Origin of the sequence: Hahella sp. NBU794, from assembly GCF_050749805.1 — a bacterium.
GTDB lineage: Bacteria > Pseudomonadota > Gammaproteobacteria > Pseudomonadales > Oleiphilaceae > Hahella.
Genome location: NZ_CP192738.1, coordinates 5,953,948 through 5,977,097, shown reverse-complemented (window position 1 = coordinate 5,977,097; position 23,150 = coordinate 5,953,948). Strand labels below are relative to the sequence as shown.

Genomic DNA, 23,150 nt, shown 5'->3' with positions numbered 1-23,150 from the left:
AACGGGCGGCGGTTTTGCCAGAGCTTTGCCCCGCCTTCTCCGACGCGCAGCAAAATGGGGTGAAGAGCAGGGGATAATCGATTAAAATAGCGGCTTTTCTCACCGCCGTACGCTGACTTCACGAAACTACGGTACTCACTTCCTAGAGATAGAGGCGACAGATGTTTACGCGTGACATGACCATTGCAAGTTTTGATCCTGATCTTTGGACCGCCATGCAAGGTGAAACCCAGCGTCAGGAAGAGCACATAGAACTGATTGCATCTGAAAACTACACCAGTCCACGCGTTATGGAAGCCCAGGGCTCCGCGCTTACCAACAAGTATGCGGAAGGTTATCCCAACAAGCGCTATTACGGCGGTTGTGAATATGTCGACGTGGTTGAGCAACTGGCTATCGACCGCGCTAAAGCGCTGTTCGGCGCAGATTACGCCAACGTGCAGCCTCACTCTGGCTCTCAGGCGAACGCAGCGGTATACATGGCCCTGTGTAAACCTGGCGATGTGATCCTCGGTATGAGCCTGGCCCACGGCGGTCACCTGACTCACGGCGCCTCCGTCAGCTTCTCTGGCCGTATCTACAAAGCAGTGCAGTACGGCTTGAATCCAGAAACCGGTGAGATTGACTACGACGAAGTCACCAAGTTGGCGCGTGAGAATAAGCCCAAGATGATCGTGGCGGGCTTCTCCGCCTATTCCCGAGTGATTGATTGGGGGCGCTTCCGCGCTATCGCGGACGAAATCGGCGCATACTTGTTTGTCGACATGGCCCACATCGCCGGTTTAGTGGCTGCGGGCGTATATCCCAGCCCAGTGCAGATCGCCGACGTCACTACGACCACGACTCACAAAACATTAGGCGGTCCCCGCGGCGGTCTGATTCTCGCCAAAGCCAACGAAGAGCTGGAAAAGAAACTGAACTTTGCTGTCTTCCCTGAGAGCCAGGGCGGCCCTTTGATGCATGTCATTGCTGCGAAAGCGGTTTGCTTCAAAGAAGCGATGACTGATGAATTCAAGCAATATCAGGCGCAAGTAGTTAAAAACGCCCAAGTTATGGCGGACACTTTTATTCAGCGCGGATATGACATTGTTTCCGGCGGTACGGACGACCATTTGTTCCTGGTTGACCTGATCAAGAAAGATATCACCGGGAAAGATGCTGACGCGGCATTGGGGCGCGCCAACATCACAGTGAATAAAAACGCGGTGCCTAATGATCCTCGCTCTCCATTCGTCACCAGCGGCTTACGCATCGGTACGCCTGCCATCACCCGTCGCGGCATGGGCGAAGCGGAAGCCAAAGAGCTGACTGGCTGGATCTGCGACGTTCTGGACGATATCGAAAACGAAGAGACTATCCAGCGCGTTAAGCAGCAAGTACTGGAGCTGTGCAAACGTTTCCCGGTATACAAAGGATAAATAAAGCGCTCCCTGCGGGGAGCATTTGCTTTTCTGGACACAGGATTTTGGTGATATATGCATTGCCCGTTTTGCAGCGCTGCGGACACAAAGGTAATTGACTCCCGCTTGGTCGCCGATGGCAGCCAGGTGCGCCGCCGCCGCGAGTGCGTCTCTTGCTCTGAACGCTTTACTACCTACGAAGCGGCGGAGTTGGTGATGCCCAGAGTCGTGAAACAAGACGGCACCCGTGAGCCTTTTGACGAAGATAAGCTGCGGGCGGGCTTCCTGAAAGCATTGGAAAAGCGCCCGGTGAGCATGGAGGAAATAGAAGCGGCTGTAGACCGTATTAAATTCCGTCTGCGCGCCACCGGAGAACGGGAACTGAACTCCAGAGTCATTGGGGAAGAAGTTATGGCGGAGCTGCGTGAACTGGATCAGGTCGCTTTCGTCCGTTTTGCTTCGGTCTATCGCAGGTTCCAGGACTTGGATGAGTTTCGCGCTGAGATTGACAAACTCTCCAGAGATGCAGCCACACCCATGATGTCGGAAAAAGCGTCTAATAAAGACGACGTCACTTCCAAGTAATGGCTATTTCCTCGCAAGACTATGCATTCATGGCGCGCGCGCTGCGATTGGCCGAGCGTGGTTTATACACCACAGATCCTAATCCCAGAGTGGGCTGTGTCTTGGTGAAAAATGGCGAGATTGTCGGCGAAGGTTGGCATGAACGCGCCGGTGAAGGGCACGCGGAGGTCAATGCATTGCGGACAGCTGGCGACTCTGCAAGAGGCGCTGACTGTTATGTGACGCTGGAGCCATGCAGTCACCATGGGCGTACGCCGCCTTGCGCTGAAGCGCTGGTTAAGGCTGGCGTGCGGCGGGTCGTCGCGGCCATGGAAGATCCTAATCCAAGCGTTGCCGGCAAAGGACTGGCTCTACTGCGAAATGCAGGTATTGAAGCCCATGCCGGATGTATGGCTGCGGAAGCGGATGAGCTTAATATTGGCTTCTTTCAGCGTATGCGCGCGGGTCGTCCCTGGGTGCGGGTAAAAGTCGCAAGCAGCCTGGATGGAAGGTCGGCGTTGCTTAATGGCGTCAGTAAATGGATTACTGGTGGCGCGGCGAGAGAAGACGTGCAAAAACTGCGCGCCCGCAGCTCTGCAATCATTACGGGGATCGGCACAGTGATCGCGGATGATCCCTCGCTGAATGTCCGTAGTCAGGAGCTGGAACGGGCCTGTAATGGTAAGTTGAGGCAACCTTTGCGGGTGGTGTTGGACTCCCTATTGCGATTTCCAGCCGATAGCAAAATGCTCAAACTGCCAGGAAAGATATTACTGGTTACATGCACTGACGTTCCTGAAAGTTGGCTCAAGCAACGGCAGAATTGTGAGGCTGACTTTGAGGTGCTGAAGCTCACGGGCGAGAATGGGCGAGTCGATCTTACCGCTTTGCTCTCTGCTTTGGCGACCAGAGAGTGCAATGAAGTGTTGGTTGAAGCGGGCGCCAACCTGGCGGGCGCTTTTGTCGCACAAGGGCTTGCGGATGAGATTTGGACTTATATCGCTCCCAAGTTAATGGGGGAGGGGCGTTCAGCATTCGCTTTGCCGTGTTTCGATCAAATGGATCAGGTTATATCTTTGAAGTTAAACGAAGTCCGTCAGGTCGGCGACGATGTGCGCATGATCTGGAGGAAGGAGTGACATGTTTACCGGACTGGTAGAAGAAGTGGGCGTAGTGAACGCGATCCGCCAACAGAGCGGCGATTGGGTGCTGGAAATCGGCGCCACCGGAGCTTTCATGGAGGACGTTCGTCTGGGCGATAGCATCGCGGTAAACGGAGTGTGCCTGACGGTGACGTCAATGAGAGGCAAAGGCTTCCGCGCAGATGTGTCGCGGGAAACGTCCGCGCATACGTCTATTGCCGCATGGCGTTCAGGCGTAAAGGTGAATTTGGAAAAGGCCATGCAGTTGAGCGCGCGCCTGGGTGGTCATCTGGTGTCGGGACATGTCGATGGCGTTGGTGAACTGATTTCAAAACAGGAAGATGCGCGCTCTCTACGCTTATCAATCCGAGCGCCGGAAGATTTGTTGCGCTATATCGCCGCAAAAGGGTCTATCACTGTCGATGGCGTTAGCCTGACGGTTAATGATATCGCCGGGTCTGAAATGAGTCTGAATATTGTGCCCCACACGGCGCATGCGACAACGCTGGGGGGGCTGAAGACCGGAAGCCTGGTGCACTTGGAAGTGGACCTCCTTGCCCGTTATACCGAGCGACTACTGTTTTGCGCTTCCGCTGAAAAGAGCGACGCGAAGACGTCTACAATAAGTAAAGAATTTCTGGCGCAACATGGCTTTTATAAATCATAAAAGCCGCATGCGCTGAAAGCAGATGTGAGTACGATATTTGAGGCTGAGTATGCAGCTTAACAGCGTAGAAGAACTGATTCAGGACATCCGTCAAGGCAAAATGGTTATTTTGATGGATGATGAGGATCGCGAGAACGAAGGCGATCTTATCATGGCTGCGGAGATGGTGCGTCCGGAAGACATCAACTTCATGGCGAAGCACGCTCGGGGTTTGATTTGTCTCCCCATGACCCGGGAACGTTGCCAGTATCTTGGCTTGAATCCCATGGTGAACGCCAATAATGCGCAATTCGCTACAGCGTTCACTGTGTCCATCGAAGCGGCGGAGGGCGTAACTACCGGTATTTCCGCTGCAGATCGCGCGCATACAATTCGTGTCGCCGTAGGACGTAACACCAAACCGACGGATTTGGTGCAGCCAGGCCATATCTTTCCTCTCACCGCCCAGCCTGGTGGCGTGCTGAGTCGTGCGGGTCATACTGAAGCGGGCTGTGATTTGGCGCGTTTGGCCGGATGCGAACCCGCAGCAGTAATCGTCGAGATCATGAATGAAGACGGCACTATGGCGCGTCGCCCGGAGCTGGAAGCGTTCGCTCGCGAGCACGGTCTCAAAATCGGAACTATCGCTGACCTGATACATTATCGCGCCACAACAGAGCAGACCATTGAGCGTCTGGAGGAAAACGAGCTGCCGACAGAATACGGCGCCTTCAAGTTGGTGACATATAAAGACACGATTCAGGAAAATATCCATTTGGCGCTGGTGATGGGTGAACCAAGCCCTGATAAGCCTGTGCTGGTTCGGGTTCACTTCGCCGACGTATTGAAAGATTTGTTTGGCGCCATACGCCCGGGTTCTGAGAGCTGGCCCATTGGTAAAGCGCTGGCGAAGGTGGCTGAAGAAGGCGAGGGAGTGGTGATTCTGTTGGACAGCGAAAGTGGCGAGCAGGATATCAGCGAAAGAGTCCATGATTTCTTTAAGCCCAAGAAAAAGCGGTCGGGCAATGTTTCTCCGGTTTCCGGAGCGTATCTGACTATAGGTACGGGGTCCCAGATATTAAGGGACCTCGGCGTCGGTAAAATGCGCGTCATGAGCGCGCCGATGAAGTTCAGCGCGTTGTCCGGTTTTGACCTCGAAGTTGTGGAATATGTTCCCTTTTGTGGCGAAGCCGAGTCAACGAATTAGAGTTAAGTTTGGAGAGAAGATATGACGGTCAAAGTGGTAGAAGGCGATTTCTTGCAAGGGGCGTCCGCGAAATACGCCATTGTCGTAGGGAGATTTAACAGCTTTGTAGTGGAGAGCTTGCTGGAAGGCGCACTGGACGCTTTGCGTCGTCATGGCGTTGCGGAAAGTCAAATCACTGTTTATAGAGCGCCTGGCGCTTTTGAAATTCCTTTGCTGGCTCAGCAAGTTGCCGCACGCACCAAACCGGATGCGGTAATTGCTTTGGGCGCGGTGATCCGTGGCGGTACGCCTCATTTTGAGTATGTCGCAGGTGAGTGCGCCAAAGGGTTGGGGCAGGTTTCCCTGCAGGCGGGCATTCCTGTCGCATTCGGTGTACTGACGGTGGACAGCATTGAGCAAGCCATCGAGCGCTCAGGCACCAAAGCCGGCAACAAAGGGGCGGAAGCCGCGCTGTCAGCGTTGGAAATGGTCGGACTACTTCAGCAGGTAGGTGAATAAGTGAGCGAACAACCGTCTTCAGGGCGCCCCATGTCCAAGGCGATGGAGAAGCGCCGCGCCGCCCGTAAACTGGCGCTGCAGGCGCTTTACCAATGGCGCGTCGCCGGCGCCTCCATTTCTCAGATCGAAGCGGAATTCACTGTGGATAACGATCTGCAACAAGTGGACAGGGATTTGTTCAAGGCGGTTTTATATGGCGTCCCCTCCAGTGTGAGTGAGCTTGATGCGCTATTACAGCCATTCGTTGACCGCAAACTGACGGATGTGGACCCGGTAGAATTGAGCTTGATCCGTATGGGAGCTTTCGAGTTGCGCTCGCGTATCGAAGTGCCCTATCGCGTGGTGATAAATGAAGCCGTTGAACTGGCCAAGCAGTTTGGCGGAACGGATGGGCATAAGTTCGTCAACAGTGTTCTGGATAAGCTGGCCCCGCAATTGCGTCAGGCGGAAGTGGCCGCCGCCAAAAACAAGAAAAAGTAAATTGAGCGGATACGTCAGGTAGAGCGGCTAATGGGTGAGTTCGAACTAATATCGCGCTACTTTCATGCGCCTTTCGCGAACTTCCCAGGTGCTGAGCGGCGGATTGAGACCGGAATTGGGGATGATTGCGCCGTTTTAGCTCCTCTGAGTGGTCGTCTCGTAATTTCTACTGATACCTGCGTATCTGGCGCCCACTTTCCGGTGGATGCATCTGCGAAAATGGTCGCCGCCCGCAGCCTTGGCTCCAGCGTTAGTGACTTAGCGGCGATGGGCGCTGAGCCTGTCGGGTTTACGCTGGCGTTAACTCTGCCGATTATCAATGAGGACTGGCTGCAGGGGTTTGGCTCTCGGTTGTTTGAGTCCGCCTTGGCTTGGAAGATTCCTCTCATTGGTGGGGATACGACGAAAGGCCCTCTTACTGTCACTGTAACGGTGTTTGGGCGTGTTCAAGATCATTGCCTATATCGTCACGGAGCCTCGCCCGGAGAGGATGTCTGGGTTTCCGGGGCTCTCGGTGACGCCGCCGCCGCTTTGTCTTTATTAGGGCGGCCGCATGCCTCTTTAACGCCTTTGGAGCGCGAGCTATACCAGCGCTATGAAAGTCCGCAGCCTCGTATAAGGCTGGGAAGGGAGTTGCAGGGAATTGCGACCGCGGCCATTGATATTTCCGACGGGCTGGTAGCGGACTTGTCACATATCTGTTCCGCCTCAAATTGCGGCGCGCTGATAGAAGAAGGTGAGATACCACTGTCCTCCGCTTTACTGGCGACTTTCCCAAAAGAAGACGCATTGGGCTTCGCCCTTCAGGGCGGGGATGACTATGAACTCTGCTTTACTGCGCCACAATCTGCGCGTGAACTTATTCAATCATTATCCGCTGATGTGGCGTTGAGCCGTATCGGAAGCTTGCGAAGGGAGTTGGGGGTCGCATTGCGAAGGCATGGAGAAGAGGTAAAGCTGGCTCCGAGGGGCGGATATGACCACTTTAAAGAGAACTCTGTATCGTGACTTTGACTACGCGCGCTGAATCCTCCTTTACACCGTCCGTTATTGCGACGCTGAAGTCGCCGACCCATTTGCTAGCGGCTGGTTTAGGGTCTGGCTTGGCTCCCTGGGCGCCAGGAACCTTTGGCTCCGCGTTGGCGGTGCTCATTTACATGGCCTCATTGGCGCACTTGGGGCCATGGCTGCAATTGTCGGTTATCTTTGTGTCATCGATCTTGGGCGTTTACTTGTGTGGTAGAACCGCTAGCGACTGGGGAGTGCACGACCACAAGGCTATTGTGTGGGACGAGTTTGTCGGGCAGTGGATAGCGTTGTTCCTGTTACCCTGGAATAGTGTGTTCATCCTGCTGGCTTTTGTTTATTTTCGGCTATTTGATATCTGGAAGCCGTGGCCTATTCGATGGTGCGATCGTCATATTCATGGGGGTAAAGGCATCATGCTCGACGACCTGCTGGCTGGCGTCATGGCGTTGGCGGCGACGCAACTGACGATCTACTGCGCCGCGTTGTTTTAGCGCCTCAATAGATTCTATGCGCTCGCATCACTCTGGCGGCTTGGCTTTCGCCAGGCAGGAGCTGGGCGACTTTCAGGAAGCGGCGCAGTCCCTCTTCTGCGCGTTCTTTAGCGGCGTAAGGTCCGCTATCAAAGCCTTCCCGTGTAGAAAAATACCACTTGTCGCCGACAGCGAAGAAGCGGTCGCTGCGAAACGGCGTCAAGCCGTCTTCACCTCTTCTGTTGGTAGTATCCATATTAAAGTCCCTCTTCTGCATAGATATAGTGTTGTTATCGTTTGATTAAAAAGTGGCACAACTTACTAAATTAGGCAAATGGGTTAGCCTATGCGTTATTTTGTTAGCTTAATAAGTGGCGCTACGAGGTTGCATAAGCCCTTCCGCCGTATGACAATTGAGCCCGTTTTATGAAAGCTCCTAAAGCTTCTTACGAAATAAAAGTTAAAGAGGATGATATGAAGGTTATTTGGTCCTGGCTCCGGTCGTCGCTTGTAGTGGCGTTAGCAATCGCCATTAGTGCGTGTGGAACGACGCGAGCGATTAAAACCTATGATGGTCAAACCCTGGGCGATGGCCAAGTGGCTAAAGTCATGGCTCCCGCTGAAATAGAGCTGCTTGAAATCGACGGCGTCTCGCAAAAAAACTTTCTCTTGGAAAACATTGATTTAACCTACGATATTTTGCCTGGCCAACGGACGCTTGTTTATCGTTACGCGAGCATCTGGGCTAAGCCAAGACAAAGCGATGATGGAAATGCTGAACATGTTGATACGGTTGCTACGGATCGTCTTCAAGTTACGGTGGATATGAAGCCCGGGCAGGTTTACACGTTTAGTTATGACAAGCCTGATAATAAGCGCGAAGCGGCAGTCTTTGTGCGTAACCCTAAAATCGCTTTAGTCGACAGTGCGAATAGAACCATTGCTGTAGGGGGCGCATATCAGCCAGTTGTTGTAGCTGCTACTCAGCCTACAGCTACTCAACCGTCTGCTGCTGCGGCTACAGTTACAGCGAGCCCTGCTGTTGCAGCTGTTCAGCCTGGGCAAAGCGCTGTGCAGAATAATGTTTCAGCACTGCCATCAGACGCTGGCATTTCCCGTATTGAGGCATTGAAAGTGCTTTGGGAAAAGGCGTCGGCTGAAGAGAAGAAACAATTTCTTCACTGGGCCTTTAAGTAGCGCCTTCTTCCCCCGAAGGCTTGCTCTGTAAGACTTCGGGGGTGACAAACTTTCCTGGTGGGTCCAGAATAGACATTCAGTAATCCTCTCTAATTGTCCGCAATCTTGAAGTCAATATTGGTTGTGAGGCGTCAAAAGGGAGATATAAATGTCTGTTCGAAAGCCTGCAGTTAGTGGATTATTCTACCCCGGCAACGCGAAAGATCTCTCTGAATCAGTGAGTCGCTATATCGCGGCGTCGACCTCCTTTGATTATACCCCCAAGGCGATTATCGCCCCTCATGCAGGCTATATTTACTCTGGTCCAATAGCGGGAACGGCTTATAGCGCTCTGCGCAATTCAGCTAAAAGGATCAGTAAGGTTGTATTGTTGGGACCAAGCCACCGCGTTGGCTTTCGAGGAATCGCAGTCCCTTCCTCTGATGTATTTTCTACACCCCTTGGCAGCATTGTGGTCGATCTCGATAATCTGGCGAAGCTTGCCTTGCTCCCTCAGGTTATTACTTTGGATTCGGCGCATGTCCAGGAGCATAGCTTGGAAGTGCACCTGCCGTTCCTGCAACGATGCCTTGATAGCTTTGCACTCACACCCCTTGTGATAGGCGATGCTGACGCAGAATCGGTCGCAGAAGTTCTAGAGCTTTTGTGGGGAGGAGAGGAGACGCTGCTCGTCATTAGTACGGATCTGAGTCACTATCATGATTATGTGACGGCTATAGACATTGATACCGCGACAACTCGTGAAATTCTGGCTCTCCACCATAGTCTCACGGGAGATCAGGCCTGCGGCTGCAAAGGTGTAAACGGGCTTCTGCTGTTGGCTGGCCGTAAAGGAATGCATATTTCTTGTTTGGCCCAGGCTAACTCTGGTGATACCGCTGGCGATAAGCGTCGAGTTGTAGGGTATGCTTCCTATGCACTGTATTAATCTCACTGACGAAGAAAAGAAGCGGCTATACGAAGTGGCTTCCCTCGCTATTGAGCAGGGGCTTATTTCTGGTGAAAGACGAATTATTGATCTGTCTGGGTATTCAGATACGTTGTGTCAGCCGGCGGCTACTTTTGTTACCGTCTTGAAACAAGGCGAATTACGCGGATGCATAGGTGTGTTGGAGGCTATCCATTCTTTAGTCCAAGATGTGTCGCATAATGCTTTCAGCGCAGCATTTGAGGACCCCCGATTTACTGCTTTGAAGCCGGATGAATGGCCACTATGCGCATTGCATATCTCTGTGCTTACTCAGCCACAGTTATTGCCAGTTACTTCTGAGCAAGATCTGGCGGGCAAACTGAAGGTGGGGGAGGATGGTTTAATACTTTCATGGCGCGGGCGCCGGGCTACATTTTTGCCATCTGTTTGGGAGCAACTCCCTAATCCAGAAGACTTTATTGGTCAATTAAAGCGTAAGGCTGGTTTGGATAGAGAGTTCTGGGATAAGGATATGAAGGCTGAAATATACCAGACTACATACATATAGCTCGGTATGGCCGCATCTTAGTGCTCCGAGTTGACGTCCTTTTCCTTCTCTCCGATTTCATCCGTTTTCTTTGCTTCGGAAAATAAGTTGCTAAAAAGAGCAGTGATATCTCCCAACAAGGCCGCAAGGATATTCGGAGGGCGTTGCTCAGTTAATTCTGGCGTAGCCTTCAGAGAGTCGAAATCTGTATGCGCTAAATCTTTCTCCAGTTGAGTAATTGCGTTCTCAAAATGCTTGGTCAAATCTGCTGGATTTGTAATGACCTTCGGGTTGCTGGTTAGCGTAAATGTTACCTCGCCGTTGTAGCTTACCACGACGATAGAAAGGCCAAGCCCATCGAACAAAGGTGCGCTGCCAAGCTGTTTGGTCACTTTAGCCCCGTTAAAGTAAAGAGGGGTTTGTGGGCCTGGAATATTGGTAATCGGTATATTGAATAATGGCTTGTGTCTCTGAGCGAGTTGAAACTCGGTGTAGATGCGAGCAGAGAGGCCCAGCATGGACGAGGGGATGAGCTGGGTTAACCGGGCAGCGGAGATCGCCTGGCCATATATTTGTGAGGAAGTAGCATTGTCATGGATAGACTTGAGTCGGATGGCCAGATTGGGCTCGTTCGTTGCGAGCGAAATTAACATGGCTGAGAGCTGGCTGCCTGTGGGGCTATCAATACGCTTGGAACGAACTGAGATGGGCGACACGGCAATTAGCGGACGTTCGACGTCCTCGTTCAGGGCTTGTAGGTAGCGTATTAAGACTTCAGAGCATAGTGTCATTACTACATCGTTAAGTGTAATGTCTTCATGCTGCTTTTTTAGCTGCTTAAGCCTATCGAGGTCGCATGCGAAGTAGGCAAGGCTGCGTTCTTGTCCAATCGCGCGATTGAACGATGTAGGTGGCGCACTGAAAAGGGCTGGTGGAAGCGCCAGTCTATGTAAACGCTGGACCAATAATGTATAGAAAGCTGATGCGGCTGCATCTTTAGCCATATTGGCGAGCCTGAATGGAGTATTCAGAGCGGAGCCGTAGACATTACTGATCAAGCGCGTCTTGGATGGTAAAGGGCTCGGGCTCCAGACTTGTTGTGACGCCCTTTTGGCTGGTTCGGGAGAAAAGTCGAGCAGGGCGCTCATCAGTTCTTCGCCTGTCGCGCCATTGATGATTGAATGATGGATTTTGACGATTAAGGCGCAAGAGCTGCATTTTTTTGCGCTATTTGACCGGTGTCCGCCAGCTAGAGTTATTTCCCAAAGCGGGCGTTCGCGACTTAAAGGTTCTGCAAGTATTGCCGAAGTGAGTTGGAGTAATTGCTCCTCTCCGCCGGGTGCAGGGAGATGGACGTGTCGAAGGTGATTGCTTAGATCAAAGTCTGGATCGTCTACCCAGTAAGGATGGTCCAGTTTGAGCGGCACCTCCACGAGACGTTGTCTGAATTGTCTGGCGGTAGGTAAGCGGGATTCGATGTGTTGGTAAAACGCCTCAAAGCTCAGCCCACTATTTTGTTCTGAGCAGTCGAGGACATATACGCCGCCGATATGCATGGGGGCGTTTTCTGTTTCCAGATAGAGGAAGGACGCATCCAGTTCGCTTAGCTGCTGCATATCCGCTTAATGTCCTGTAATGGCGTACCGCTCACTTTATCAGTACGGCGCAGTCAGCGATAGCGGGTTGTTTCGCTTGTCCTAGTGCTCTCGTTTGAGCTTATTTGGTGCGGTTTACTGCAATTTCAGTCAAAGCAAATAATGCGTCTCGATATACCGAAGGAGCTAGTCGTTCAAGCCTTGCTGCGGCTCGGTTGGCATACTCTTTCGCAAGCTTGACGGTATAGTTCAGAGCTCCTGATTCCCTGACGGCGATCATTACGGCATCAAGTTGCTCTAAGCCGCCTTCTCTGATTGCTTTACGTATCAGTTTTCTTTGTGCATCGTCGCCTTGTTGCTGTGCGTAAAGCAGCGGTAGTGTGGGTTTGCCCTCAGCTAAGTCATCGCCCACATTTTTGCCCATTTCCGCTGCGTTGCCCTGATAGTCCAGAACATCGTCAATTAGCTGGAATGCAATGCCCAGCTCCAGGCCAAACTCCTTCATATCTGAGGTTGTTTCCACATTGGCTTGACAAAGTATTGCTGCACTATGCGAAGCGGCTTCAAACAGCATGGCTGTTTTGGCGGTTATCACTTCCATATATTGTGCTTCAGTGATATCGGGATTTTTACAGTTGGTAAGCTGTAACACTTCTCCCTCGGCAATCACATTCGTGGCGTTTGCCAGTACCGCCATCACATCCATGTCTCGCAGCTCTACCATCATCTGAAATGCTCGAGAGTAGAGAAAGTCTCCGACTAGAACGCTGGGGGCGTTGCCCCACTTTGCATTGGCTGTGTCTCGCCCACGACGCAGGTCTGAAGTATCCACAACATCATCATGTAATAGTGTGGCTGTGTGTAGGAACTCAATGATAGCGGCTAACTTAAGGTAATGCTTTTCGTTGGCGTTTAGCGCATTGCTGACCAGTAGGACCAGAAGAGGGCGCAGACGTTTTCCACCAGAGTCGATGATGTACTGACCAATCTTTTCCACAAGCGGAACGTTGGAGAAAAGCTGATTTTTGATGAGTCCGTCTACGGACAGAAAGTCTTCGTTAACGGCTGCGTAAATAGTTTCTGCCTGCATGCTTGAATGTTCACCGGGAGGCTATGCGCCCGCTATCGGATGTCCGGCGCAATCGCCGGCCGGTTCGCATAAAATGCGGCCGATTAAGTGATTACCGATGGGAGCGTGAGTGTCGACACTGGGTTTGGCACCCTACGGGACAGGAATGCTAGGGGGGAAGTCCGTGTTATGTCAAGGTTTTGCGGGCAATTATGGGGTGGTTGGCCCGACGGAAACAGGATTTTCCTCCAAGCCTCGAATTAGAGTGCGCATCTCTATAAACTTGGTTGCTCAATCTTTCTGCATTTTGTATAATCTCGCGCCCGCAAAAACCATTCCCTGTCATAGGGTCACCAAAGTGTTTCCCCTGGCAACAGGCGCTGCGGCGGCTTATTCGTTCAGTTTTCTGGCGAAGCCGGTATTAAGTAATGGTGATGCATGGACTTCCTGCAAGCCTGATGAACGATCAAGAAGACAGGCGGCGTAGTTCATATTTAACCCGTGTGATTGGAGATTTATCTCATGTACGCAGTTATCGTGAGTGGCGGTAAGCAACATCGCGTAAAAGAAGGCGAGCGTCTTAAGCTGGAAAAAATCGAAGTTGAAACCGGCGGTGTTGTTGAGTTCGACAAAGTCCTGCTTGTTGCTAACGGAGACGATGTTAAAGTAGGCGCTCCTGTTGTTGAAGGCGCTAAAGTGACTGCAGAAGTTGTAGCTCACGGCCGTCACAAGAAGGTCAACATCATTAAGTTCAGACGTCGTAAGCACCATATGAAGCGTATGGGGCACCGTCAGTGGTTTACTGAAGTTAAGATCACCGGAATTTCCGGCTGATACGGCAACTAATCTAGAGGAGTAATAGCATGGCTCACAAGAAGGCGGCGGGTAGTAGCCGTAACGGTCGCGATTCAGAATCCAAACGACTTGGCGTCAAGCGTTTTGGCGGTCAATTCGTTAAAGCTGGCAACATTCTGGTTCGTCAGCGTGGTACAGAGTTCCATCCAGGTGACAATGTAGGTTGTGGTCGTGACCACACTTTGTTCGCTAAGCAAGATGGCTTTGTTAAGTTTCACGTTGGTGGTCCGTTAAACCGCAGAACAGTCAGTATTGTCGCTGCGGAATAAGACTGACCCGTAACGTTAAAAAGCTCCGCATATGCGGAGCTTTTTTGTTTGCGCCGTACATGCGCAAACCTTGTGTTATAAAGATGTTGGTAATGGCTGGCTTCAAGTGCTGGCGAAATTGGAATTGTTGGGAGAAAAGGCATGAAATTCGTTGATGAGGCCACAATTTACGTGGAAGCAGGTAAAGGTGGAAATGGCTGTTTGAGCTTTCGTCGCGAAAAGTATGTGCCTAAGGGCGGGCCGGATGGCGGCGATGGTGGTGATGGCGGGTCTGTCATTCTGGAGGCGGACGAGTCTATTAATACACTCATTGACTATCGTTATACGCGTAAGTTTAAGGCTGCGAACGGGGAAAGCGGTCGCGGAGGCAACTGTACCGGGGCTAGCGGCGCCGACTTAGTGCTGAAAGTGCCTGTGGGGACCACTATTATCGATACGGATATTGATGAGGTGCTTGGCGACCTGGTGGAAGTTGGACAGCAAATTAAGGTGGCGCAGGGAGGCTTTCATGGCTTGGGTAATACCCGCTATAAATCCAGTGTTAACCAGGCTCCGCGTCAAACCAAGCCGGGACAGCCGGGAGAGTCGAGAAATATTCGACTAGAGCTAAAAGTGTTGGCGGATGTGGGATTGCTTGGTTTACCCAATGCGGGCAAGTCAACGCTGATTCGCGGTATCTCCTCCGCCAAGCCTAAGGTAGCGGACTATCCTTTCACAACACTGGTCCCTAATCTTGGCGTTGTGCGCGTACAGGCGCATCGTAGTTTTGTTGTGGCCGATATCCCGGGACTGATTGAGGGGGCGGCAGATGGCGCAGGGCTGGGTATACGCTTTCTCAAGCATTTGGTCCGCACCCGCCTCTTATTGCATGTTGTGGATGTTTCTCCTCTGGATGAATCAGACCCAGTCGAGTCGGCAGTAAAAATTGTGGCGGAATTGGAAAAGTTTAGTCCGGCGCTGGCCGCTCGCGATAGGTGGTTGGTGCTCAATAAGACGGATTTGTTGGCGGAGGATGAGAAGGATTCAGTTTGTGCTGATATTTTGAAGCGTTTGGATTGGTCCGGTCCTAGTTATGAGATTTCTGCTTTGGCGGGAGAGGGCTTGCAGCGTCTATGTCAGGATATTATGACCTGGATTGAGCGAAGAGCTGAGGAAGAGCGTGATGATCCAGAGGTGGCAGAAGCGGATCGCTTGAATCGTGAGCAGATGGATCAGGAGGTTCGTGAGCGTATTCAGTTTCTGAATGAGCAGCGTCGCCAGGCGAGAAAGAAAGCGAAGGAATCTGATGACGATGATGATGACGAAGATGTTGAAGTTTTCTATGCGCCTTAACGGGTTCTATGGGGAAGTGTGAGTTATGTCGGTCAGGCTGCAGCTGGGACAATTGAACGAATCGCAGGCGCGAGCGCGTCTGCGGGAAACTCGTCGCTGGGTGATTAAAATCGGCAGCGCATTGCTGACAAATGATGGGCGCGGGTTGGCCTTGGACGCAATGGGGCTGTGGGTGGATCAGTTGGCGGCTTTACGCAAAGATGGCGTGGAAGTGGTCGTTGTCTCTTCTGGCGCGGTGGCGGAAGGGATGAGTCGCTTGGGGTGGAAGGAGCGCCCGAAATTACTGGATGAGCTGCAAGCCGCAGCCGCTGTGGGTCAAATGGGGCTGGTTCAGGCCTGGGAGGCGCAATTTAAGCGTCATAATATGCAGACTGCCCAAATCCTTTTGACTCATGAAGATTTGTCCGACCGCAAGCGCTACCTGAATGCTCGGGGGGCGTTATGTACCTTAATTGATATGGGGGTGGCTCCTATTATCAATGAAAATGACACGGTGGTGACGGATGAGATTCGCTTTGGAGATAACGATACGTTGGCTGCTCTGGTCGCCAATCTGGTCGAGGCTGACCATTTGATTATTTTGACGGATCAGTCAGGTTTGTTTGATAAGGATCCTCGCTCCAATACTGATGCTAGCTTGGTGGGGGTTGCCAAGGCTAATGACGCAGCCCTAGATAGTATGGCTTCTGGTAACTCCGGCGCTTTAGGTCGGGGCGGAATGTTCACCAAGCTGCGCGCCTCGCGTTTGGCGAGTCGCTCGGGGGCTGCGACAGTTATTGTGGGCGGACGCATTGACTCGGTGCTTACCCGTTTGCGTAGTGGGGATGAGTTGGGGACGCTTCTGCTTCCGGATCAAGAGCGCTGGGTTGCGCGTAAACAGTGGCTGGCCGGACATCTCAAAACCCGGGGGCGCCTGGTGTTGGATGATGGTGCAGTTCGAGTGCTGACTCAGCAGGGGCGGAGCTTACTGCCTGTCGGGGTTAAGTCTGTGGATGGCGGCTTTCAGCGTGGAGAAATGGTGAGTTGCTATGATCTGCAGGGTAATGAGGTCGCCAGAGGATTGGTGAACTACGATGCAGATGAGGCGGTGCGAATTGTTGGCGTTGCCTCTGAGAAAATTGAATCCATTCTGGGTTATATCAATGAGCCAGAGTTAATACATCGGGATAATTTGGTTTTGTTGTAGTTGTGCCTGAAATGCGAACAATAAAAAACCGGCCTAGGCCGGTTTTTTATTGTTCAGAAGAACTTAGCTAGCCTTCAGCGCCTTAATTTTGGCGTTTAGGCGGCTCTTGGTGCGAGCAGCTTTGTTCTTGCTGAAAATGCCTTTGTTGACCATGGAGTCAATGATCGGCGCTGCAGTAGTTAATGCCTGGGTTGCGCCGTCATAGCTGCCTTGCTCGATCTGGGCGCTAACTTTCTTGATGTATGTGCGTACCATGGAGCGCAGGCTCATGTTATGAGCGCGGCGTTTTACTTGCTGTCTGGCGCGCTTCTTGGATGAAGGATTGTTCGCCACCTTGAAACTCCTCAATATTCGAATGCTGTCGGTTGGTGTCGCCGAAATAAATGACGCGGAAATATGCCGCTTTCGTGGTCATTTGTCAACGATTATGGCAAAAAAAATGATTGTTTTTCATTCAATGCAAGCTTGGCGGCTGAGTGATCTATTTTTCCGCTAACTCTCGCATGATAGGATGTGCCGCCTATCGATAGAGGGCGACCGCCTCTCGACGCTATTTTCAATTTTCCTAGGTATGACTAATTTGTGAGCGCAGCAGACACGCATAAAGAAAAGCCTACTCCGTCGTTGTTGAGATCCAGCAGCTTGGTTGGGTTGATGACCATGCTTTCCCGGGTGTTAGGTTTGGCTCGGGATATTGTAATCGCCAATTTTTTTGGCGCGGGCGCGGGCGCTGATGCTTTTTTTGTGGCGTTTAAAATTCCAAATTTTATGCGTCGCTTGTTTGCAGAAGGCGCTTTTTCACAAGCTTTTGTTCCTGTGCTGTCTGAATATCGCTCGAAGCAATCGCCAGTTGCGGTGAAAACTCTTGTGGACAATGTCTCCGGTACGCTGGGTGTGGTTTTGCTAATCATCACTGTTTTAGCTGTATTGGTGGCTCCGTTGTTGGCGGCGTTGTTCGCTCCTGGCTTCCTGGATAATGGTGATAAGTTTGCGCTTACAGTGGAAATGCTGCGTCTGACATTTCCCTATCTGCTGCTTATTTCAATGACGGCGTTTGCGGGAGCGATATTAAATAGCTATGACTATTTTGCTGTTCCGGCGTTTACCCCTGTGCTGCTGAATCTATCATTGATTGGTGCGGCGTTTCTGATCACGCCATATATGGACGAGCCAGTAATGGCTCTGGCTTGGGGGGTATTAATTGCTGGTATGGCGCAATTGCTGTTCCAGCTTCCTTTCCTGTCTCGCTTACAGTTGCTTCCCAAGCCTAAAATAGATAGAAAGCACGAGGGTGTCCGCAGAATTCTGCGCTTAATGACGCCGGCGATGTTTGGTGTTTCGGTAAGCCAAATAAATCTTCTCTTGGACACAATACTGGCGTCTTTTCTGGTGACTGGGAGTGTTTCCTGGCTGTACTACTCTGATCGCTTATCTGAGCTGCCTTTAGGTGTTTTTGGAATTGCGATCGCGACCGTGATTTTGCCTAGCCTGTCGCGAAAACATGCAGCAGATAACGCTAAAGACTTCTCAGCCACCCTCGATTGGGCTATTCGCGCAGTCCTTCTGATTGGCCTGCCGGCTGCGGTGGCTCTAATGACGCTGGCGCAGCCTATGATTGCTACGTTGTTCCAGCACGGGGCGCTGACTGACTTCGATGTGCAAATGTCCGCTCAAAGCTTGCAGGCGTACTCTCTCGGCTTAACTTTCTTTATGTTGGTGAAAGTTCTGGCGCCAGGCTATTTCTCGCGCCAAGACACCAGGACGCCAGTAAAGATAGGGATTGCAGCGATGATCGCCAATATGGTTTTCAATCTCGCATTGATTTACCCCATGGCGCACGCAGGCTTGGCTCTGGCGACTTCTTTGTCAGCAGCGCTAAATGCAGGGCTGCTATGGCGCGGACTGGTGAAAGCGGGCGTGCTCCAGCACCAATCTGGTTGGAGGCTGTTCTTGTCGCGTCTTATTGGCGCCAATGTCGTGATGGCGCTTGTTCTCATGGCGTTATTGCCTGCTGAAGGTTTCTGGTTTTCGGCGAATACTGCGACGCGTGCGTTTTGGTTGTTAGGAATTTGTTGCGCGGGCGGGTTGAGTTATTTCGCCTCTCTTTATGTGTTTGGCGTTCGGCCCCGTCAATTTTTCATGCGTGGATAAAGGCCTTGCGTCAAATGACACCTCATAGATTGGGCAGCCGACGCCACATGCTTTATAATCGCGCTTTTGCATGGCCGCTGTAGACGCATGAAACTGATTCGGGGACTGCACAACTTAAAACCATTCGCCTCTGGCTGTGTGGCGACTATTGGGAACTTCGATGGCGTGCACATTGGTCACCAAGTCATAATCAGTCAGTTGCAGTCCAGGGCTGAAAGCATGGGCGTTCCCGCCGTGGTCATGGTGTTTGAGCCTCAACCACGAGAGTTTTTTGAGAAGTTGGACGCCCCCGCTCGCTTGATGCGGTTCCGTGAGAAATTAGATGCTATCGCCGCCTTAAATGTGGATTACTTATTGTGTCTTCAGTTTAATCGCCGGCTGCGAGGTCTGACTGCTCAGCAGTTCATTGATGACGTTCTGGTAACCGGGCTTCATGTTAAGCATCTCGTTGTTGGCGATGACTTTCGCTTTGGCTGCGATCGCTCTGGAGACTTCCGCCTGCTGGAAAAGTCTGGCGCGGTATCTGGCTTTAGTGTCGAAAATACGCCCACTGTAGAAGTAGAGGGTGAGCGTGTCAGTAGTACGCGAATTCGCGGCACACTGATGCAAGGCGAATTTGCACAGGCGGAGGACCTGCTTGGAAGGCCGTACAGTATTACAGGGTGCGTGGTGCACGGACGTAAGTTGGGACGGCAGCTCAATGCGCCAACGGCCAATGTGTCTTTAGGCCGCAAAAGGCCCGTACTGTCTGGCGTTTATCTGGTTAAGACGACGTTGGCTACAGGTCGCGTGCGTTTCGGTGTGGCGAATATTGGCGTTCGTCCTACCATTGATGGTTTGGGAATGACGCCGGCTTTAGAGGTGCATCTTTTTGAGCATGCCGAGGATATATACGGCCAGCGGATAAATGTGCAATTTCTTGAAAAACTGCGGGATGAACGCAAGTTCAGCGGGTTGGAGCAGTTACAGGAGCAGATACAAAGAGATATTGAAGGCGCTAAACAGCGACTGCAATCTCTGCCACTGCAAAACATCAGCAGCGCAGGCTGAAGAGAAGTCTGCATGATGTGTGGCGAACGGCCGTAATTATACGTTCATTAAGTATGATGAGGTCCTGCTGTAGGGCGGTCGCAGCAATTGAAATGATCGCCGTAAGATGACTTTCAAGTGAAAACAGTAAAATGTAAGTGGATGGCAGGCGCAAAATCCTGACTTTGGCATATTAGGTAAATTATGAGCGACTATAAGCACACCCTTAATCTTCCTCAGACCGATTTCCCCATGCGTGGCAATCTCCCTCAACGCGAGCCGGATATGCTGAAGCGCTGGGGAGATATTGAGCTCTACGAGAAGATTAGAACGGAGTTTAAGGGGCGTGAAAAGTTCATACTGCACGACGGCCCTCCTTACGCCAACGGTAATATTCACTTGGGGCATGCGGTTAACAAAATTCTGAAGGACATCATCGTCAAGTCAAAGAGTGTGGCGGGTTACGACGCGCCCTATGTTCCTGGCTGGGACTGCCACGGTCTGCCCATTGAGCACAAAGTCGAAACTATGATTGGTCGCGCTGGCGACAAGGTCGGCTATAAAGAATTCAGGCAGAAATGTCGTGAGTATGCTCTGGAGCAGGTGGCCAAGCAGCGGGAAGATTTTATTCGCCTGGGCGTCTTCGGCGACTGGTTCAAACCTTATTTGACCCTTGATTTCAAAACTGAAGCGGACATCATCCGGGCGCTGGGCAAGATCGCGACGAGCGGGCATCTTCAGAAAGGATATAAGCCGGTCTACTGGAGTGTTGTTGGCGGCTCCGCCTTAGCGGAAGCAGAGGTTGAATACAAAGACAAGACGTCTAACTCCATCGATGTCAGCTATCCCGCCGAAAATGAGCACGACGTACTGAGTGCGTTTGCTGACGCATCTGGCGAAGGGGATGTTTCCATTGTTATCTGGACGACTACCCCTTGGACTTTGCCTGCTTCTTTGGCGGTATCATTGGGAGCGGAGATTGAATACGCGCTGACGCAGTGCAGCGTTGATGGACGTCCGCAACGTTGGATCGTAGCGGAAAAAATGCTTGAGTCTGTGATGTCTCGCTGCGGTGTTGAAAATTATCAGGTCGTAGGGCGTTGCACTGGTCAGGACCTTGAAGGTAAAACTTTCCATCATCCCTTCTATAACCGCAGTATTCCTGCGTTGTTGGGAGATCATGTCACTCTGGATGCAGGTACTGGCGTTGTCCATACCGCTCCCGACCACGGTATGGAAGACTTCGCTGTCTGTAACAAATACGGCATTGAAACTATCAATCCGCTGGACGACCGTGGCGTGTACCGGGATAACGTTGAGTTATTCGCTGGGGAGCATGTTTACAAGGTTGATGACCATGTAATTGAAGTATTGAAAGAACGTGGGCGCCTGTTAAGCCACGGAAAAATTACTCATAGCTATGCGCATTGCTGGAGAACCAAGACTCCGTTGATCTACCGCGCCACGCCGCAGTGGTTTATCAGTATGGATAAACAAGGGTTGCGTGATAAGGCATTGGCGGAAATCAAGCAGGTGCGTTGGGTTCCATCCTGGGGACAAAACCGCATTGAGGCGATGATTGAGCAGAGCCCGGACTGGTGTATCTCCCGCCAACGTACATGGGGTGTCCCCATCGCTTTCTTTGTGCATAAAGAAACCCAGGAACTGCACCCGGATACTGCGCGTTTGGTGGAAGAAGTCGCCAAACAAGTTGAGAAAACAGGCATTGACGCATGGTGGGATATCAATGCGGAAGACCTGCTGGGCGCTGACGCGCAGAGCTATGAAAAGGTGACGGACACTTTGGATGTGTGGTTTGATTCCGGCGTCACGCATAGCGCTGTTCTGGAGCAGCGGGAAGAGTTGGGGCAGTTCCCTGCGGACCTGTACCTGGAAGGATCTGACCAGCATAGAGGCTGGTTCCAATCTTCTTTGAAGACAGCGGTGGCGATTAAAGGCAAAGCTCCGTATCGGCAGGTGCTCACCCATGGCTTCACTGTGGATGAAAAAGGCCACAAGATGTCCAAGTCCTTGGGGAACGGCATTGAGCCCCAGGAAGTTATGAACAAGCTTGGCGCAGATATTCTACGGCTGTGGGTTGCGGCGACGGATTACAGCGCTGAGATGGTGTTGTCGAAGAATATCCTGGAGCGTACGGCGGACTCTTATCGCCGAATTCGTAATACTTCTCGCTTCCTGCTGGCGAATATCAACGATTTTGATCCGGCCAAAGACATGGTGGCGATGGATGATCTGTTGGCGTTAGATCGCTGGATTGTCGACCGCGCCTGGTTGCTGCAGGAAGAACTGAAGAAGGCTTACGAGCTGTACAACTTCGTTCAGGTATATCAGAAAGTTCATAACTTCTGTTCTGTGGAGCTCGGCAGCTTCTATCTTGACGTCATCAAGGACCGTCAATACACCATGAAGCTGAACAGCCGCGGCTGTCGATCAGCGCAAACCGCGCAATATCATGTCATTGAGGCGTTAGTGCGTTGGATTGCGCCGATCCTGAGCTTCACAGCAGAAGAAATTTGGTCATATATTCCAGGGAAGCGCTCAGAAAGTATCTTCCTTGAAACTTTCTATGAAGGTTTACAGCCTCTGGCCGAAGGCTCTGAAATGGGGCGCGAGTATTGGAGCCGCCTGTTGCGGGTCAGAACTTCCGTCAACAAAGCGCTTGAAGAAGCTCGTAATGCAGGCAAAGTGAAGGGTTCACTGACAACGGAAGTGTCCCTGTTTGCTACTCCTGAAATGCAGCGTGACCTGAGCGCTTTGGGTGAAGAGCTGCGCTTTGTATTCATTACTTCCGGAGCATCTGTTTTCGGAGTGGAAGATGCGTCTGAAGCCAATTCTGTCGCTACGGAGACAGAAGGTTTGCGTGTGGGCATCAAGAGTTCCGAACACAAGAAATGTGGCCGCTGCTGGCATCATCGCGAAGATGTTGGCGCGCACGCATCTCACGAAGATCTGTGTGGACGCTGTATCGAAAATATCGATGGCTCAGGAGAAGAAAGGAAATATGCCTAATGGATGTGCGGGCCAGTGAAGTCAGTCAAGGCGGAGGCGAGATGCAAAAAGTGAATCCGGCAATGCTGCGTTGGTTGTGGCTGACTTTGGCGGTTATTGTCCTTGATCTGGGAACCAAGTGGTATGTGAGCGCCAATATGGTTCTGGGCGAGTCTGTGCCTGTCGCACCTTTCTTCAGCTTTACGCTGCTGCATAATACCGGCGCAGCGTTCAGCTTTCTGGCTGACGCGTCAGGCTGGCAGCGCTGGTTCTTTATCATTCTCGCGGCTGTTGTGAGTGCTGTGTTAGCGTTATGGCTGGTGCGGCTGAGCCGTGAGGAGCGCTGGATGGCCTGCGCGCTCAGTTTGGTTCTCGGGGGGGCGCTAGGCAACCTATATGACCGGGCTGTGCTCGGCTATGTCGTTGACTTTCTGCACTTTTTCTATGACGGATATAACTTTCCCGCGTTTAATCTTGCCGATACCGCGATAACTATTGGCGCTTTTATGATTGCGATTGATGTATTCCGTAATCCTTCCGGTGCGACGGAAGATAAGTAATTAAC

Annotated in this window: 24 protein-coding genes; 20 read left to right on the top strand and 4 right to left on the bottom strand. The window is 51.8% G+C overall.

The annotated features are described in order from the left end of the window. Positions 1-161 precede the first annotated feature (161 nt). Genes glyA through ACQYWX_RS26050 form a run of 9 tightly spaced genes read left to right on the top strand, consistent with a single transcriptional unit; the run spans position 162 to position 7,457 of the window. Positions 162-1,418: a serine hydroxymethyltransferase gene (glyA, locus tag ACQYWX_RS26090; RefSeq protein WP_431686887.1), complete on the top strand. Its 1,257-nt coding sequence runs from the start codon at positions 162-164 to the stop codon at positions 1,416-1,418. 57 nt (positions 1,419-1,475) lie between these two features. Further along, positions 1,476-1,985 carry a transcriptional regulator NrdR gene (nrdR, locus tag ACQYWX_RS26085; protein ID WP_216738689.1) on the top strand — a complete coding sequence of 170 codons (510 nt, stop codon included), beginning with the start codon at positions 1,476-1,478 and terminating at the stop codon, positions 1,983-1,985. Positions 1,986-2,014: 29 nt separating this feature from the next. Then, entirely contained in the window at positions 2,015-3,103 is a 1,089-nt protein-coding gene (gene ribD, locus ACQYWX_RS26080; RefSeq protein WP_431686886.1) for a bifunctional diaminohydroxyphosphoribosylaminopyrimidine deaminase/5-amino-6-(5-phosphoribosylamino)uracil reductase RibD, read from the top strand. Between the two features lies 1 nt (position 3,104). Further along, positions 3,105-3,773 (top strand): riboflavin synthase, encoded by a 669-nt coding sequence (locus ACQYWX_RS26075; protein WP_431686885.1) that lies wholly within the window; start codon positions 3,105-3,107, stop codon positions 3,771-3,773. 49 nt (positions 3,774-3,822) lie between these two features. Beyond that, on the top strand, positions 3,823-4,959 hold the full coding sequence (gene ribBA, locus ACQYWX_RS26070) for a bifunctional 3,4-dihydroxy-2-butanone-4-phosphate synthase/GTP cyclohydrolase II (RefSeq protein ID WP_431686884.1): 1,137 nt from the start codon (positions 3,823-3,825) through the stop codon (positions 4,957-4,959). A gap of 21 nt (positions 4,960-4,980) precedes the next feature. Further along, positions 4,981-5,457, top strand: coding sequence for a 6,7-dimethyl-8-ribityllumazine synthase (gene ribH, locus ACQYWX_RS26065; protein ID WP_127973443.1), 477 nt, complete (start codon positions 4,981-4,983; stop codon positions 5,455-5,457). A 30-nt stretch (positions 5,458-5,487) separates the two neighbouring features. Beyond that, positions 5,488-5,937 (top strand): transcription antitermination factor NusB, encoded by a 450-nt coding sequence (gene nusB / locus ACQYWX_RS26060; protein ID WP_431689536.1) that lies wholly within the window; start codon positions 5,488-5,490, stop codon positions 5,935-5,937. A gap of 30 nt (positions 5,938-5,967) precedes the next feature. After that, positions 5,968-6,945: a thiamine-phosphate kinase gene (gene thiL, locus ACQYWX_RS26055; protein WP_431686883.1), complete on the top strand. Its 978-nt coding sequence runs from the start codon at positions 5,968-5,970 to the stop codon at positions 6,943-6,945. Then, positions 6,942-7,457, top strand: a complete 516-nt coding sequence (locus ACQYWX_RS26050; RefSeq protein ID WP_431686882.1) for a phosphatidylglycerophosphatase A family protein — start codon at positions 6,942-6,944, stop codon at positions 7,455-7,457. Before thiL ends, ACQYWX_RS26050 begins: the two co-directional genes overlap by 4 nt. Before the next feature lie 4 nt (positions 7,458-7,461). On the opposite strand, the gene ACQYWX_RS26045 is transcribed toward ACQYWX_RS26050, so the two are convergent. Next, a complete protein-coding gene (locus ACQYWX_RS26045) occupies positions 7,462-7,692 on the bottom strand; it encodes a DUF6316 family protein (RefSeq protein ID WP_127973440.1) in 231 nt (76 codons plus the stop codon). Positions 7,693-7,862: 170 nt separating this feature from the next. Here ACQYWX_RS26045 and ACQYWX_RS26040 point away from each other — a divergent pair, with 170 nt between their 5' ends. From ACQYWX_RS26040 to amrA, 3 genes are all read left to right on the top strand, one after another. Continuing rightward, complete coding sequence (locus tag ACQYWX_RS26040) at positions 7,863-8,633, top strand: YccT family protein (RefSeq protein ID WP_431686881.1); 771 nt, start codon at positions 7,863-7,865, stop codon at positions 8,631-8,633. Positions 8,634-8,781: 148 nt separating this feature from the next. Beyond that, positions 8,782-9,561 (top strand): AmmeMemoRadiSam system protein B, encoded by a 780-nt coding sequence (amrB, locus tag ACQYWX_RS26035; RefSeq protein ID WP_431686880.1) that lies wholly within the window; start codon positions 8,782-8,784, stop codon positions 9,559-9,561. Next, positions 9,548-10,111 (top strand): AmmeMemoRadiSam system protein A, encoded by a 564-nt coding sequence (amrA, locus tag ACQYWX_RS26030; RefSeq protein ID WP_431686879.1) that lies wholly within the window; start codon positions 9,548-9,550, stop codon positions 10,109-10,111. Before amrB ends, amrA begins: the two co-directional genes overlap by 14 nt. 17 nt (positions 10,112-10,128) lie before the next feature. On the opposite strand, the gene ACQYWX_RS26025 is transcribed toward amrA, so the two are convergent. Beyond that, positions 10,129-11,706 carry a WS/DGAT/MGAT family O-acyltransferase gene (locus tag ACQYWX_RS26025; protein WP_431686878.1) on the bottom strand — a complete coding sequence of 526 codons (1,578 nt, stop codon included), beginning with the start codon at positions 11,704-11,706 and terminating at the stop codon, positions 10,129-10,131. Between the two features lie 100 nt (positions 11,707-11,806). Continuing rightward, positions 11,807-12,775, bottom strand: coding sequence for a polyprenyl synthetase family protein (locus ACQYWX_RS26020; RefSeq protein ID WP_431686877.1), 969 nt, complete (start codon positions 12,773-12,775; stop codon positions 11,807-11,809). Between the two features lie 501 nt (positions 12,776-13,276). On the opposite strand from ACQYWX_RS26020, the gene rplU reads away from it, so the two are divergent. The 4 genes from rplU (at position 13,277) to proB (ending at position 16,396) form a co-directional block, all read left to right on the top strand. Then, positions 13,277-13,588, top strand: a complete 312-nt coding sequence (rplU, locus tag ACQYWX_RS26015; protein WP_127973434.1) for a 50S ribosomal protein L21 — start codon at positions 13,277-13,279, stop codon at positions 13,586-13,588. Between the two features lie 29 nt (positions 13,589-13,617). Next, positions 13,618-13,878: a 50S ribosomal protein L27 gene (rpmA, locus tag ACQYWX_RS26010; protein ID WP_216739941.1), complete on the top strand. Its 261-nt coding sequence runs from the start codon at positions 13,618-13,620 to the stop codon at positions 13,876-13,878. Positions 13,879-14,019: 141 nt separating this feature from the next. Continuing rightward, complete coding sequence (gene cgtA / locus ACQYWX_RS26005; RefSeq protein ID WP_431686876.1) at positions 14,020-15,210, top strand: Obg family GTPase CgtA; 1,191 nt, start codon at positions 14,020-14,022, stop codon at positions 15,208-15,210. A 25-nt stretch (positions 15,211-15,235) separates the two neighbouring features. Further along, a complete protein-coding gene (proB, locus tag ACQYWX_RS26000; RefSeq protein WP_431686875.1) occupies positions 15,236-16,396 on the top strand; it encodes a glutamate 5-kinase in 1,161 nt (386 codons plus the stop codon). A 63-nt stretch (positions 16,397-16,459) separates the two neighbouring features. On the opposite strand, the gene rpsT is transcribed toward proB, so the two are convergent. Next, the gene (gene rpsT / locus ACQYWX_RS25995; protein WP_011399647.1) at positions 16,460-16,729 is read right to left on the bottom strand and encodes a 30S ribosomal protein S20; all 270 of its coding nucleotides are present in this window, start codon (positions 16,727-16,729) and stop codon (positions 16,460-16,462) included. 249 nt (positions 16,730-16,978) lie between these two features. Between rpsT and murJ the strand changes: the two genes are divergently transcribed. From murJ to lspA, 4 genes are all read left to right on the top strand, one after another. After that, positions 16,979-18,547, top strand: a complete 1,569-nt coding sequence (gene murJ, locus ACQYWX_RS25990) for a murein biosynthesis integral membrane protein MurJ (protein ID WP_279506319.1) — start codon at positions 16,979-16,981, stop codon at positions 18,545-18,547. 87 nt (positions 18,548-18,634) lie between these two features. Further along, positions 18,635-19,597, top strand: coding sequence for a bifunctional riboflavin kinase/FAD synthetase (gene ribF, locus ACQYWX_RS25985; RefSeq protein ID WP_431686874.1), 963 nt, complete (start codon positions 18,635-18,637; stop codon positions 19,595-19,597). A gap of 183 nt (positions 19,598-19,780) precedes the next feature. Then, on the top strand, positions 19,781-22,606 hold the full coding sequence (ileS, locus tag ACQYWX_RS25980) for an isoleucine--tRNA ligase (protein WP_431686873.1): 2,826 nt from the start codon (positions 19,781-19,783) through the stop codon (positions 22,604-22,606). Next, complete coding sequence (lspA, locus tag ACQYWX_RS25975; protein ID WP_431686872.1) at positions 22,606-23,145, top strand: signal peptidase II; 540 nt, start codon at positions 22,606-22,608, stop codon at positions 23,143-23,145. Before ileS ends, lspA begins: the two co-directional genes overlap by 1 nt. Positions 23,146-23,150 lie beyond the last annotated feature (5 nt).

Bases quoted from the DNA above. Each gene is read 5' to 3' on its own strand.
- ACQYWX_RS26045 (WP_127973440.1), bottom strand. From the start codon at position 7,692: ATGGATACTACCAACAGAAGAGGTGAAGACGGCTTGACGCCGTTTCGC.
- amrA (WP_431686879.1), top strand. From the start codon at position 9,548: ATGCACTGTATTAATCTCACTGACGAAGAAAAGAAGCGGCTATACGAA.
- cgtA (WP_431686876.1), top strand. From the start codon at position 14,020: ATGAAATTCGTTGATGAGGCCACAATTTACGTGGAAGCAGGTAAAGGT.
- ribH (WP_127973443.1), top strand. From the start codon at position 4,981: ATGACGGTCAAAGTGGTAGAAGGCGATTTCTTGCAAGGGGCGTCCGCG.
- proB (WP_431686875.1), top strand. From the start codon at position 15,236: ATGTCGGTCAGGCTGCAGCTGGGACAATTGAACGAATCGCAGGCGCGA.
- glyA (WP_431686887.1), top strand. From the start codon at position 162: ATGTTTACGCGTGACATGACCATTGCAAGTTTTGATCCTGATCTTTGG.
- ACQYWX_RS26040 (WP_431686881.1), top strand. From the start codon at position 7,863: ATGAAAGCTCCTAAAGCTTCTTACGAAATAAAAGTTAAAGAGGATGAT.
- lspA (WP_431686872.1), top strand. From the start codon at position 22,606: ATGGATGTGCGGGCCAGTGAAGTCAGTCAAGGCGGAGGCGAGATGCAA.
- ribF (WP_431686874.1), top strand. From the start codon at position 18,635: ATGAAACTGATTCGGGGACTGCACAACTTAAAACCATTCGCCTCTGGC.
- ribD (WP_431686886.1), top strand. From the start codon at position 2,015: ATGGCGCGCGCGCTGCGATTGGCCGAGCGTGGTTTATACACCACAGAT.
- ACQYWX_RS26075 (WP_431686885.1), top strand. From the start codon at position 3,105: ATGTTTACCGGACTGGTAGAAGAAGTGGGCGTAGTGAACGCGATCCGC.
- rplU (WP_127973434.1), top strand. From the start codon at position 13,277: ATGTACGCAGTTATCGTGAGTGGCGGTAAGCAACATCGCGTAAAAGAA.
- ACQYWX_RS26020 (WP_431686877.1), bottom strand. From the start codon at position 12,775: ATGCAGGCAGAAACTATTTACGCAGCCGTTAACGAAGACTTTCTGTCC.
- thiL (WP_431686883.1), top strand. From the start codon at position 5,968: ATGGGTGAGTTCGAACTAATATCGCGCTACTTTCATGCGCCTTTCGCG.
- ileS (WP_431686873.1), top strand. From the start codon at position 19,781: ATGAGCGACTATAAGCACACCCTTAATCTTCCTCAGACCGATTTCCCC.
- ribBA (WP_431686884.1), top strand. From the start codon at position 3,823: ATGCAGCTTAACAGCGTAGAAGAACTGATTCAGGACATCCGTCAAGGC.
- rpmA (WP_216739941.1), top strand. From the start codon at position 13,618: ATGGCTCACAAGAAGGCGGCGGGTAGTAGCCGTAACGGTCGCGATTCA.
- ACQYWX_RS26025 (WP_431686878.1), bottom strand. From the start codon at position 11,706: ATGCAGCAGCTAAGCGAACTGGATGCGTCCTTCCTCTATCTGGAAACA.
- nrdR (WP_216738689.1), top strand. From the start codon at position 1,476: ATGCATTGCCCGTTTTGCAGCGCTGCGGACACAAAGGTAATTGACTCC.
- amrB (WP_431686880.1), top strand. From the start codon at position 8,782: ATGTCTGTTCGAAAGCCTGCAGTTAGTGGATTATTCTACCCCGGCAAC.
- nusB (WP_431689536.1), top strand. From the start codon at position 5,488: ATGTCCAAGGCGATGGAGAAGCGCCGCGCCGCCCGTAAACTGGCGCTG.